Source organism: Weissella muntiaci, from assembly GCF_008107635.1.
GTDB classification, from domain to species: domain Bacteria; phylum Bacillota; class Bacilli; order Lactobacillales; family Lactobacillaceae; genus Weissella; species Weissella muntiaci.
Genome location: NZ_SDGZ01000009.1, coordinates 1 through 13,493, shown reverse-complemented (window position 1 = coordinate 13,493; position 13,493 = coordinate 1). Strand labels below are relative to the sequence as shown.

Sequence of the window (13,493 nt, the reverse complement as noted above, 5' to 3'; positions counted from 1 at the left end):
GTCTAAGTATAACAAGAACCAGAACTATGCTACACTCAAATTTATAATCTTTACGAAACATCGGAGGAATCATGACTCAATCACCAGAAGCTGAAAGATCGCCCAAGATCCAGACAGAAATCAAAGCACCCATTTTATACATCGCCACGCTCTTCCAAAGTACGGGAGCTTCCCTGCTATGGCCGATTACGACCTTATACATGCATGATAACCTCGGCGAAAGCATGACCACTGCCGGGCTTGTCCTAATGATTATGTCATTGTTAATGATGTTCGGATCATGGCTAGGCGGACGGTTCTTCGACCGCTGGAACCCTTATAAAGCAATGGTGATCGCCGTTGCGATTTCCTTGCTCGACTTAATTGCCCTAACCTTCTTTCACGGTTGGCCAAGCTTCGCAGTTTTACTGGCCGTGCTGGGACTTACCGACGGAATCATTTATGCGCTATTGAATGCCTTTGCGGCCAGCATTAAATCGGTTGACTCACGTAAGGTCTTCAACATGCAGTATCTCTTTCTCAATGTCGGTGTAGTTGTCGGAACTGCCGGCGTCGGCTTTATTTTCAACCATGGAATTGCTTTGGTCTTTGGTATTGCCAGTGTGATGTATTTAGTTTTCCTTTTTATGGCGATACGTTACTTCAACGTTGCCGGCCTTCAACAACGTGCCGATCGATCTAGTAAAACAAAACGTCCCTCTGTCAAATGGCCCCGCCTGGTCTTCTCATTACTTGGGCTAACCTTTGCGATTTATATGGCCTATGTACTTTGGGAAACGGTCGTTGCTACACATATGGTTTCTCTAGGGATGTCCACGGAACAATATTCTTCACTCTGGACACTAAATGGCTTGATCATCATTGTTGGTGGTATCGCCCTAGATCGCGTAATCGTTAAAATTCCGTTCAAGACTTCTGTTCTAGGTGGTAGTTTCTTGTTCAGTCTATCCTTCATTTATTTGATCTTTGCTCGGAGTTATTTTGATTTCATCTGTGCCTTTATCATTTTGACTTTGGGTGAAATGTTTGTATCACCACAAGTCCCAGCATGGATTGATCGTATCAGTAGCCCTGATGCGCGTGGTCAAGCACAAGGATTAATTACAATGTTTATTTCACTTGGCCGAGCCATTGGGCCAGTCTATGGTGGCTTAATGATTGATCATGGCTCATACGACTTGCTGTTCGCCTCGATCTTCGTGATTATCTTAGTCTTCATCGGGATTTCTTGGCTCTTAGCAAACCAGTCAAAAAAACTTAGTTAGAAATCAAAGGGATGGTCTTATCCGATCATCCCTTTTTCTATGTCCAAACAAAAAAGCGATCAGTTATTCTGATCGCTTCCTTTATTACATGTGTGTGAAATCAAAGACCATCCGGCCAGTAATCTTGTTATTCTTCATATCAGTAATTACATCATTAATATCGTTGATATCCGCACGGGTAACGATTGGCTTAACCTTACCTTCGGCACCGAATTGGAAGGCTTCCTTTAGGTCTTCACGTGTTCCAACCAATGAACCCTTGACTTCGATTCCATCCAAAACAGTCTTAACAACGTTCAAGCCCATGTCACCTGATGGCAAAGCCACCGCAACTAACTTACCCATTGGACGTAATGATGAAATTGATTGGTCAAAGGCAGCTGTATTAACGGCTGTAACTTGCGCATTATGCACTCCGCCAACCTTTTCTTGAATAACCGCAGCAACATCTTCTGTCTTACGGTTAACCAATAATTCTGCTCCAGATGCTTGTGCGGCTGCCAACTTATCAGGATTACCATCAACAGCAACCACGTGGGCGCCGAAAACATTGTGGGCATATTGCACAGCTAAGTTTCCTAGTCCACCAGCTCCGACAACTGATACCCATTGCCCAGGCTTAGTTTCACCAACCTTCAATGACTTGTACATGGTTACACCAGCACAAGTAATTGATGAGGCTTCCATTGGGTCCAACCCAGCAGGTACCTTAACAGCGTACTTTGCGTTAACGACTACTTGTTGTGCCATGGCACCATCAACTGAGTAACCGGCATTTCGAACCTTACGGCAGAAAGTTTCATTACCGGTGTTGCAATACTCACAATTTCCACAAGCATCATAGAACCAAGCGATTGACACGCGGTCACCAACCTTCAAGAAATCAGAAGATCCTTCACCCAACTTGGTAACAATTCCAACACCCTCGTGACCAATTACACGACGGAAAGGACGCTTGTTCAGCGCAGAAGGGTCACCAAAGTCACCAGCTGCAACGTGCAAGTCTGTGTGGCACAAACCACTGTATTCAACGTCAACTAGTGCCTCACCAAACCCTAAGGCACGTGGCTCCCAGTTATCAATCAAATCTACATATCCATCTAAACTATCACGTACTACAGCTGCTTTCATGTTGATCTCCTCAATTTTAATTGCTATTTTTTTCAATAGATATATTGTAAATCATTTCACAAACAAAAACAAGCCTAAAAAAAGGACTCAGCGCTTAGCTCAGTCCTTTGATATGCATATTTCTCTATAACTCGATGACTTCGTTTTTCGCAAACGAATAGATGAAACTTCGCACATTTGTCTTTCCCATTGCAATTAATGCTTGGTTATAAACCCGCAATTGGCCGCCGTACCTCTTGCTCAATACGTCTGCCGCACTTTCATTTGGCATAATAAAGTCGGTCTTATAATCAAATAACCATGTTTCATCACCAACTTCAAAATAGCCATCCATAATTCCGTGAACCAACACACGTTCTGAACCATTAATCTCCCGATATAATCGATCTGCCTCAAACAATAATGAAAAAGGCACTTCCCTTTGAAGCGTATCAGCTTGTTGCCGCATCACCTTACCCAATGATGATTCAGTAAAGAAGTACTCAATTTGAGTCAGGTTCACATGTTCTGCTACAGCTGGCTCAATCATTCCATTATCAACTAAGGTCGATGCAACCTGATCGATAATAGTCTTTAAATCACCAGTTTGCGCCAGATCAATCCGTTGCATAATGAGATGTGTCGCGGTTCCAACCGCTGCAGGAGCGACTTTCCCATCGTCAACTTGCAAGAACTCTGGCTCAGGCAATTCAGTTGCAGTAAATCGTAAACCGGCTAGATCATCCCCCACCAGTCGGCGATCAAGCCCTCGCTGACCATCGACAATATCAGGATCTTCAAACAGTCGTTTCAATTCCGAAACGGATTGATAATTAGTCGCCCTGGTTGCAGTTTCATACGGATACTCAAAGTTCAAAATTGTCTGCCAATCATCAATCTTACTTTGACTCACTGGTAGCGCTACTTGTTCCTCAGTAATTTTTTCAGTAGTTGAACTATCTTGCCAATCGTTAAGTTGTTGCTCAGTTGCAAAATTAATATCAAAATCAAAAGCAACTTTTGGTGGTTGCACAGTAAATTCCGTCAAATCAATATCAACTAAATCAGCCAATTTTTGACTAACATCAGGATGCCGTAACAAGGCCATCCCCGCCAAGTCTAAATATGAACTCCCTTTCAAGCGAACCCAGTCTGGCAACATTCGTTGACTGCCGAACTTAGCTTGTGACCACTTCTTCCACATCGTTTCGGCCGATTTATATGTTCCAACTAGATAAATATGTTGCTCAGCTCTTGTCAGTGCCACATACAATACTCGCAATTGTTCAGCAAAAGCACCACGCCGAATCGCTTCACGTACGTTCTCTCGTTGCGGCGTTGGTAGCTTAAGATTATGTTCAACATCAATGTAGTCAATCCCCGCACCTGCTTCACCGTCTAAAGCAATTGCACCAGTCGTATCCTGATTCGAAATCATCCGCCGACTTGTATTAAGCATAAAGACGACTGGGAATTCCAGACCCTTCGAATGATGAATCGTCATTAGTTGGACGGCATCACTCACGACATTTGCATCTGCCGCACCCAAATCCTTGTCCTGCGCTTGGATTTGTTGAACATAATTAATAAATTGATATAGTCCAACGAATGAGGTCCTTTGATAAGCCGCTGCTCGCTCATATAAGGCATGCAAGTTTGCTTGACGTTGCTCGCCAGCTGGTAATCCCCCAACATAATCTAACCAACCCGTCTGTGTATAGATGTCCCAAATCAAAGTAACAATTTGGTTTTGCACAGCCAACATTCTGAAGCGCTCTAAATCAGCGAAAAACTGTTTAACTGTTTTAATAACCTTCTCGATTTCCTCAAGGGCCATGCTATCTGTTGCCAGCAAAACTTGATCGCTCGCGACAGTTGCCTTTAAGGCCTCAAAAAAGTTTCCATCCACCTTCTGTGCCCGGATAAATGCCAAGGCATTTTCGCCCAAATTATAAATTGGGGAACGTAACACTGCTACCAAGGAAATATCTTGTAGTGGATTATCGATAACTTGCAGCAGACTCAACATAATTGAGATTTCCATTGTTTGGAAATAATTCTCCGCTGCACTAATCATGATTGGAATCTCTAATTCCCTAAAGATTGCTAATACGTCTAAATTTTGGCCTCGTGCGGGCACCAAAATCGTAATATCGCTAAACTTCAGTGGACGTTTGACTTGCAGCTCCCGATCATAGATCAACATTTGACTTGCCATCAGATCCTTAATCTTGTGTCCCATCATCGTTATCTGACCCGTAGTAGCAGTGTAACCATTCGCCGAAGTACCATCAACAATCTCTGACTCATCTTCGTCAGACTGCTCGTTAAGATAGACCAACAGTTCAGCATGTTTTTCAAGTTCATCTGGATAATAATCAGCCCCAGCAACTAATTCGTGTGCGCCTTGATAATTAACATCCCCTAAGTCTTCACTCATTAATTGTTCAAACAAGTAATTGATAAAATTAGTAACATTTGGTCGCGAACGGAAATTCTCTTGCAAGGTGATTACTTCACTGTTTTGCAACGCTGGGTAAGCACTTAATTTCTGCCTGAACAATGCTGGGTCAGCTTGACGAAACTTATAAATAGATTGTTTGATATCGCCAACTTGGAAGACATTATCTGACTGCACAAACGATTGTAAAATCGCCTCTTGCAATTGATTGGTATCTTGATATTCATCAACCATGATCTGAACATATTGTTGCCGGAGGTCATCAGCGATCTCTTGTCTCTGAACAATCTCAAGCGCAAAGTGTTCCAAATCATTAAAGTCCAAAACTTTCCGACGCAACTTTTCCGTCAAGAAATTCTTTCTGAAAACTTGAACAAAATCAATCAACTGTCTCAAAACATTGCTTGCACCTGATAGTGTAAAAACAAGGCCTGCCGAATCTAGTAAGAAATAGGCCACTTTCATCGCTTCAAACTCTTTTAAGATATCATCACGCTGCTCTTTAACTTCAGCCCAAGCATTCTTAACCTCAGGGTCAGTATCTTTCTTTAAGTTCTTTCCCTTACCATCACGCTTTCCCCAGCCATCGAATACTTGTTCGCGAACTGCCTTGACTAGTTGATCCCAACTATTCGCATGGCTGATTTGCTCACGAACATACTCAAAAACCTTTCCGTCACCAACCAGATTATCAAAGCGATTCATGATTCCTGGATCCTCTGAGTCAATACTGGCCTCGTTTTGTAAAACTTCATTTCGTAAGATCAAACTATCAAGTTTTTCAATGACTTGAGGTTGCAATGCTTCCTTATAGAACGTGCTTTGACTAAAGTCGCCTGTGAAATCATACTTCTCAGTTAATGCTGCTAACCACTCGTCGGTATCCGGACGGGCCATCGCAAAATTAAACATCTTGAATACAGCATCTTGCAAAGGCTGATCATCCTGCCCGCTGGTTGCAAATTGACTAACAAAGTCTTTAAACACACCATTGGCATCATCCTCATAAGCCTGATTAAGGGTCATTTGATAAACTTCAAGCTTTAATAAAGTCGACTCAGCATCGTCTGCCAACCGAAACTGTGGGTCTAAATTAATTGCGTAATGATATTGCTCAATTAACCTCAGTGCAAAAGCGTGTAAGGTCGAAATGTTTGCAACCTTCAGTAGTCTAAGCTGACGTCTTAAATGTTGTTGCTGTTTGCCGGTACTGTTTGCTAACTGCGCAAGAAGAGCTCCTTCCAAGCGATCCTTCATCTCAGCAGCTGCTGCTTCTGTAAATGTAACAATTAAAAAGCGGTCAATATCCGCACCGGCTAATAGTTGCTGAGTTACTCGTTCAACTAGCACTCGTGTTTTTCCAGAACCAGCTGAGGCCGATACCAAGATATTCTTATCCTTTGTCTCGATCGCAGCTGTCTGTGACGCTGTAAACTTCATCGCCATTACGCATCTGCTCCTCTCACCTTATTTATCAATGCCTGCATAGCAGTTAAAGCATCTTCTTTTTTCAGCTTACCCATTAAGTCATGATACTGGTCACCCATCATTGCATCAAAGCGCATTATCGACTTATATTCTGAATATTGTAGTGCTGTTTTATTACCATCACGATATGGCTGCAAGGGAAACTTTCCTTCTAAAATCTGACCAGCCAATTGAGTGGTCTTAGCCGCTACAAAATCCAACAAGATCGTCTGCTCTTCTTCTGAAATCACATCAGCGCTGGCTGCAAAATCACCCGATTTCTTCCGCTTGATTGCAAAAGGTGCTTTATCTTCATCGTTACCAGCTAATTCATCGACAAAGTTACCTGTATCTAGGATTATTCCACGATACTTGCCTTGCTCATGGCTCTCTGATAACGCTTGCTCCTGTAAGGCTTTAAATGAGTCAACCGATAGATCTTCCGCCTTAATTAAATTACTATTTAAGGTCCAAAACACAGCTGCCGCAATCTGCTTATCAGCAATTGTATGCGCATTTTTCGTCATCGCATCCCAATATGTCAGTAATTGCAGTTCCAAACCTGCTAACGCCTGATTGTAATCGAAAACCTTCGCACTGGACTTATAATCGACAACTGCCAAATAGTCCTCACCAACTTGATCATAGCGATCAATCTTACCGCGAACAGTCACTTCCCCTGCAGGTAACTCATGTTTAATTGGATCTAAACCACCCTTGCCAAGTCCAAAGCCTGTTTCGACTGCCAAACTATGAATTGTGCCACCCTGAGCCTGCCCACGCTGCATATTGAATAAAGCTTGCTCAACTTGCTCTTTAAGCAATTTGGTCAAAAACTCCATTCGTGGAGTTGATTTGAAAATGTCGTAAGTTGGATCGTCCAATTCCATCAAACTTTGCAGTGCCTGATTTGTTTGTTCGATAAGCTGTGTGGCGGAAAGCTCACCTAACGTTTGGTGGTTTTTAATCAAACCTTGGAATGAGTGTTCCAAGAGACCATGCATCAATGTCCCCTTTTCAGCTGGCGTTAATGCAAGTACTTGTCGCTCTTGCAATCGCAGGCCATACTTCAGGAAAAACTCATACGGATTTCTCGCATAACTCTCTAATCGAGATATTGATGTCTTTAAATTAGTACCAAACAAGTTTTGAATCAAAGCTGGGTGAACATCTTGTGGTCGATTCTGGTAGAACAATGCACCAAACAATTGTTTTGTTAGTGCAAGATTTTCCTTTTCAACTAGTCGCTGCAACGCCTTCCATGATTCGCTCAACGGTGTATCAGCTTGTTGTGCCAAGCGTTTTGCAATCAGGATATTCGCTGTTGTTACTGGCGTTGAGCCAACCCAAGGATCAACATCATCTGCCCCACCAGCAAAGAACGGCAATCGAGGTTGGACTTCCACATCTAAGTCGAATTGTTTTTTCAGGCGTAGCACATAACTTGAGGCTTGCTGCTGCTTTTCGCCATTGCTAGTTGCATATAACCAAATCAGTCGGTGCGTTCCAATCATCATCGCGTTATAAATTCGCAATTCTTCTTCTGACATAGTCTGCTCAGCTGTATCATTCAAATAAACATTTTCAGGTAATACTGGACTCAACTTCGCCCGATCAAGATCATGTAAGAGTGATTTCTGATTGACCGTTGCAGGAAGATTAGTACTAGTAGCACCGAATACCATTACGGTTTGGTAGCCCTTATTTTGAACGATCCCGCTTTCTGAAATCCTAACTTGATCCATAGTTGCAGGTATCCCAGTATACTTCGCATTATCAAATGCCGCCCCTAATAAGTCGCTCAAATCAGCTAATGAGATCCGCTCAGAATCAAAGACATTTACGAAATCATCAAAAATATCCATCAATGTTCGCCAGACCTGCTCTGGTTGCTGAGCCCCCCAAAGATCGCCATTCTCAATTGCTAGATCACGCCACTGGATGATTTGCTGATCGACCCCTGTGGTCTTCATAAAACGATACAAAATACTAACAATCGCTCTCGCATCAGTGGCCTGTTCTAGCTTATCTAATAATGGTGCAATCAACTTACTGATTTGATCGTGAATTAATGCTAGTTGACCGTCTTGTTTTGCAGCACGTTCCCTGACGGTCTCATCATCCTCATCTGTAACTCGATAGTCATACTGCCAATTTGTCTGGTCAGTCCAACGCCAACCTGTATAGTTCTTAGCAAGTGCATAGTTCTCCGTTAATGCCAATGCATCACGATAAGCTTCACGGTCAATTCCCGCCGGAATCAATAACTCTGTTTTTAACAAGGTCATGATGTCCACCAATGAATAATTTGGCGCCAATACCAGTAGCTTACGAATGAACGCAACCAACGGATGCGCCGCCATTGGCCGATCTAGGTCCATAAAGATTGGAATATCATATTTAGCAAAAATTGCTGGAATAATGTTTTCATATTGACCAAGATCGGGCGTCAAAAGAATATAATCTCGATAACGAGCCTTTCCTTGCGCTACTTCACGACGAATGGTTCGCGCCATCTGATCAACTTCATGATAGCGCGAGGATAACTCAACGATCTCAAGATCAGGTACTAATGTACTGCTTTTAGACTGACCAATACCATGCTGAACATAGTCAATCCAAAAATTTTCAACCGCAACATATGTGGTTGAAATATCGCGCTTACGGTCAATACTATTTGCGATAACCGCAATATTTTTACTCTGAGCAAAATCTCTGAAATTCTGCGCTAAGACTTTCGGCTTATAAAACAAATCGTAATCAATTAATTTATCGGTCGTTATGCTCGCCGCACCATCATCAGTCGTCAATGCAATTGTCACGCCGCCTGCATGTTCAATCAGCGCTTCAACTACGCCTCGCTCACTTGGTGTCATTTGGGAATAGCCATTGATAAAGAAATAATGATTTTTAATGTCTACCCGAGAGGTCGCGAGAAATAACTTTAGGGCAGTTAGAAGCTCACTAGATAGATACTGCCCTCGTTCGGCCATTTCTTGATCTAAGGCTTCGCCAATCAATGCAAAATCATTCAGCTTGCGTTGCAAAACTACTTGATCACTAAGATCTTGTGCCATTTGCCTAACACCATTCCAAGTCAAACCGGATTGCTTTAATTCAAGCAACTGCTTTGAAAACTGACTAATAAAACCTTGTTTTCCAAGCATACCTTGATATTGTTCGAGTTGATCAACGTTTTCAGCCAACAATCTTTGAACCAACATTACCAATCCATTTTCTGACAGGTTAGATTGCCGATAAATTGGATCATCTTGCATGTAATACCATGCAAGGCGGCTCAGTGAGAATACTTGTACATTTGGTGTAACCAGTGCTGCACCACGTCGGCCATCCAGATCTGCAAGGCGCGATAAGATATTGATTTCTGATTCGAATTTGATGTGATTAGGGACTACGTAAAAGATCTGTGCTTGTGGATCATGCTTTCGCACCAATTGCATTTCTTCCAACAATGCCAGCTCATGATCCATACTTGCACGGCCAAACAGTAATGATAATGCCAATGCGTCGCCCTCTTTTCTAATTAGTTATTTTAATTTTATCAAAAATCAATCAAGATATCCGACCCACCAAATATCCTTAATAATAATCGCCTGTTTCCCAATAAATACAGCATTATTTTCATCGTAACCCAAAACCTTCCCCGTAATTTTCTCAGGTAGTGTTCCTTCAATTGTTTGACCACTGACCTGAACGACCACTGGCAAAGTGTTTTCATAGCTATGGAATAAGATATCTGAAATTTCACTCTCTGTCATTTCTTGCTTGCGGGTCCGACTATCAATTTCAACTTGTGCTCGTGCATCCTTTGCAATGCTCTGTGTATGATCGGACAAATAATATCCCATCCATTTCAGCATCCCCCGATCAAGATAATGTTCGTTAAAAAAGTGTCGCGCCCGTTCGTAACCTTGCTCAAATTCATGATCCATAAGCATTACCCCCGCGGTGCCCACCTACTAATCCAGCCCGACCAATCATCGTACCACCTTGAGTCAAGGATGCAGATTTAACAATTGACGTGATACCATATTTTTTACGAATTCTATCCACCGTCTGATCTAGCTTTTGTTGTTTCATATCTTCATCGTAAGAAACGAAAAGATCACCCTGTTCCATCCCAGCCGGTCCCGTTTTACTGGCCCCGACATAAATATTTCGTACACTTTCACCTTGGTATTTCTGCTGAAAGATTTCCTCCAATGCATCAACAATTGCCACCGTTCGATTCGTGGGAATAATATTTGATCGACCATTTAGACCACCGGTGGTGTTGCGACTAAAACTGATACTTAAAGAAACTTGCCCAGCCACCAATTTTTCAGCCCGTAGACGACTCGCAATTTGTTCAGCCATCTCACGGATTACATTGCTTATCTCCGCCGCCGTTTGATAGTTTCGTGGTAACACCTGTCCATTCGATAATGAATGTTCTTTTGCATGATGCTTATCAGTGATTCTACTTCGGTCAATTCCCCACGCTAGGGCAAATAACTCATGACCCCTTACACCAAATTCCTTATACAAAACTGCCGGATCAACCATTGCCAAATCACCCATACTCATAATACCCAACCGGTACAGTCGCTTCGCGGTACGACGGCCAATACTCCAAACATCGTCCAACTTGGTCTGTGGCCATAACTTTTCAGCCAAATCTTCAAAGTGCCACTCGCCCAATAAATCGGGAGCACTTTTAGCTTCTAAATCTAGCGCCAATTTAGCCATTGCTAATGAATCGCCAATCCCAACCGATAAATATAGTCCAATTTTCTCCCGTAGTTCACGTTGGATGATGCGTCCCAAACGCTTCAAGGTTAAGTCACTACCATATTGCGCACGGAGATATTCCCATGAATCTGTTACATCTAAAAAGGACTCATCAATTGAATAAATGTGTAAATCTTCATCAGCTACAAAATTACGAAAGATATCATTCACTTGCTTATTAACCCGGATATAATAATTCATCCTCGGCTGCCGGATTATTAAACGCGGATCATGGATTGGGACTTCATACGCTCGCGAAACATTTGATAGGCCAAAAAGCTTCTTAGCCATTGGCGACGCCGCAAGAATTAATCCACGGCCGGCATTCTCGGCTGTCGACATTACGACCAGCACCGCTGTTAATGGATTTAGATTAACCGAAATTGCTTCAACACTTGCATAAAAACTTTTTGAATCAATTGCTAGGATTTTACGTCGTTCTTCATTTGGAAATAGGCTCATTAGTCGCACCATCCATAATTTTATAAGGTTAAAACTAATATATACCTTTGCTAGTTAAGATTCAAGTAACTGTTTTATTTCAAGAAAATCATTTATACTAAAGGCACTTATATCTTCTGAAAGGCTCAAGCTAATGTGTACTAGTATAAAAATGCACGCCCTCGATAATAACATCCTCTTTGCCCGCACAATGGACTGGCATACCTTTCCCGCAACGCCACTTGTACTTCCTCGCGACTATGAATGGCTTACGGCCTATGATCAGCGAGTAGTCAATAATAAATATGCAATCTTAGGCGTCGGTCACTCTATTGCCAATTTGCATGTTGATTTATCTGATGGTATTAATGAGTATGGTTTGGCCGGTCAAAAGCTAACTTTTTCAAACAAGTCGGGTTATAATAACGTTCCACAATCTGACAAACTCCCCCTTGCACCCTTAGAATTCATTCTTTGGCTTCTAGGCAATTTCAAATCCGTTGACGATGTGGTTGAACACATTCACGAAGTTCAACTAATGACCGCCGAACATGCAGCCTTCGACTACGGCCGCAATGATCTACACTTTGCCTTGACTGATCCAACTGGGGCAATGATTAGCATTGAGCCGATTGATGGCGAACTGATTGTCATCAATAATCCAATTGGTGTTGTTACAAACGCACCTAACTTTCAACGAGAAATCGCTAAACTTGATGACTACATGGACTTCTCAACTACATCAACGCTGCTGAATGGAATCTCAAGTGGTAATTTCAGTGGCAAACCAGCTTTCCCAGGAGGCTTCACTCCAACCGCTCGGTTCATTCGAGCAACCATCTTGAAAGACTATGCCGTAACCCCGATCGACGAGGCGAATAATGTTATTGAAACTTGGCATATTCTGAATAGTGTAACAGTCCCCAAGAGCACCAGTCGCTCGGACACTTACACCATTTATCGCAGTGCTTATTCCATTGATAAGAAGCAACTCTACTATCAAGGCTATAACGATCTTGCCATTCAAACATTCACTTTCCCCATTGCATAAAAAAGGAAGTAATCATTGATTTGATTACTTCCTTTTTAAATCCATTCCAGTTCACCGGTCTGAATATAATTTTGCAAGATACTGAACTTATGGTCCTGATACTTCTTACGGAGTTTCTCAACTGTATAACTTTCCAAAACATTATAAACTAACCGTACATTATTTGGTACATCAATATGACCGTCACTGACCAATTGATCTAATAGCCAATCAATATGGATACTTTCATCTTCATCAATTGGCTCGCCTTGACGATATTCATAACCTTGGAGCATTACAACCCCTGATTGATTGTGCTCAAGCAGCTCAATCTCAATTTGCTCACTTTGACTAGGTAGCTTAATTGGAGCATCGTGAAAATAGGTAAACGTATCCGTTACCGGTAGGTTGGCTGAATGAGCCACTTGATCTGCCGGAATGCCCAGATATTGCCGATCGCGCTCAGTCATAATGATTTGATAATAAACGATTGCTTCTGCATCTTGATCATTAGTCCGCAAAGCCTCCAACATCTCAACATCTGTTACAATTCCAGTATTTTCATTTGAGGAATGCGATTGTGTTGACTCAAGTTGTTCTAAACTCTGATAGACCTGATCAAGTTCATCCAGCAGCTGCTGTTCATTTTTACGACTCTTTTCATACAAGACAATCGCTTTTTCTGGGTTAGCTAGTAAATAGCTTTTAACCCACTTCTGCATCGTTACCTTGGATGGTGTAAAATGCTCTTCCAAGTAGTCCCAGCTCATGCCAGATAAATATGTATCAATAACACCTTGTTTATATTTTGATGAATAATTGCTCACCTGCGCTTCCTCCTTCCCTAAACAACGTTTGCTTTCAATTCTACCAGTTCACTTGATAAAGTCTATTATTTTAAAAAAAGGCACCCATCACTGGGTGCCTT

8 protein-coding genes are annotated in these 13,493 nt (G+C 42.1%); 2 read left to right on the top strand and 6 right to left on the bottom strand.

Annotation, left to right across the window (positions count from 1 at the left end):
* The first annotated feature begins 71 nt into the window (after positions 1 to 71).
* Positions 72 to 1,265 (top strand): MFS transporter, encoded by a 1,194-nt coding sequence (locus ESZ50_RS02695; RefSeq protein ID WP_148622068.1) that lies wholly within the window; start codon positions 72 to 74, stop codon positions 1,263 to 1,265.
* Between the two features lie 84 nt (positions 1,266 to 1,349).
* Here the strand turns inward: ESZ50_RS02695 and adhP are convergent, their stop codons facing one another.
* From adhP to ESZ50_RS02670, 5 genes are all read right to left on the bottom strand, one after another.
* The gene (adhP, locus tag ESZ50_RS02690) at positions 1,350 to 2,396 is read right to left on the bottom strand and encodes an alcohol dehydrogenase AdhP (protein ID WP_148622067.1); all 1,047 of its coding nucleotides are present in this window, start codon (positions 2,394 to 2,396) and stop codon (positions 1,350 to 1,352) included.
* Positions 2,397 to 2,520: 124 nt separating this feature from the next.
* On the bottom strand, positions 2,521 to 6,282 hold the full coding sequence (gene addA / locus ESZ50_RS02685) for a helicase-exonuclease AddAB subunit AddA (protein ID WP_246111498.1): 3,762 nt from the start codon (positions 6,280 to 6,282) through the stop codon (positions 2,521 to 2,523).
* Positions 6,282 to 9,827 carry a PD-(D/E)XK nuclease family protein gene (locus ESZ50_RS02680; RefSeq protein ID WP_148622066.1) on the bottom strand — a complete coding sequence of 1,182 codons (3,546 nt, stop codon included), beginning with the start codon at positions 9,825 to 9,827 and terminating at the stop codon, positions 6,282 to 6,284. Before ESZ50_RS02680 ends, addA begins: the two co-directional genes overlap by 1 nt.
* 45 nt (positions 9,828 to 9,872) lie before the next feature.
* Positions 9,873 to 10,256 carry a hypothetical protein gene (locus tag ESZ50_RS02675; protein WP_148622065.1) on the bottom strand — a complete coding sequence of 128 codons (384 nt, stop codon included), beginning with the start codon at positions 10,254 to 10,256 and terminating at the stop codon, positions 9,873 to 9,875.
* Positions 10,246 to 11,556 carry a Y-family DNA polymerase gene (locus ESZ50_RS02670; RefSeq protein ID WP_148622064.1) on the bottom strand — a complete coding sequence of 437 codons (1,311 nt, stop codon included), beginning with the start codon at positions 11,554 to 11,556 and terminating at the stop codon, positions 10,246 to 10,248. The genes ESZ50_RS02675 and ESZ50_RS02670 overlap by 11 nt, the downstream gene beginning before the upstream one ends.
* Before the next feature lie 133 nt (positions 11,557 to 11,689).
* Here ESZ50_RS02670 and ESZ50_RS02665 point away from each other — a divergent pair, with 133 nt between their 5' ends.
* Positions 11,690 to 12,586: a choloylglycine hydrolase family protein gene (locus ESZ50_RS02665; RefSeq protein WP_148622063.1), complete on the top strand. Its 897-nt coding sequence runs from the start codon at positions 11,690 to 11,692 to the stop codon at positions 12,584 to 12,586.
* A gap of 35 nt (positions 12,587 to 12,621) precedes the next feature.
* On the opposite strand, the gene ESZ50_RS02660 is transcribed toward ESZ50_RS02665, so the two are convergent.
* The gene (locus ESZ50_RS02660; protein WP_148622062.1) at positions 12,622 to 13,392 is read right to left on the bottom strand and encodes a hypothetical protein; all 771 of its coding nucleotides are present in this window, start codon (positions 13,390 to 13,392) and stop codon (positions 12,622 to 12,624) included.
* Between the last annotated feature and the right edge of the window lie 101 nt (positions 13,393 to 13,493).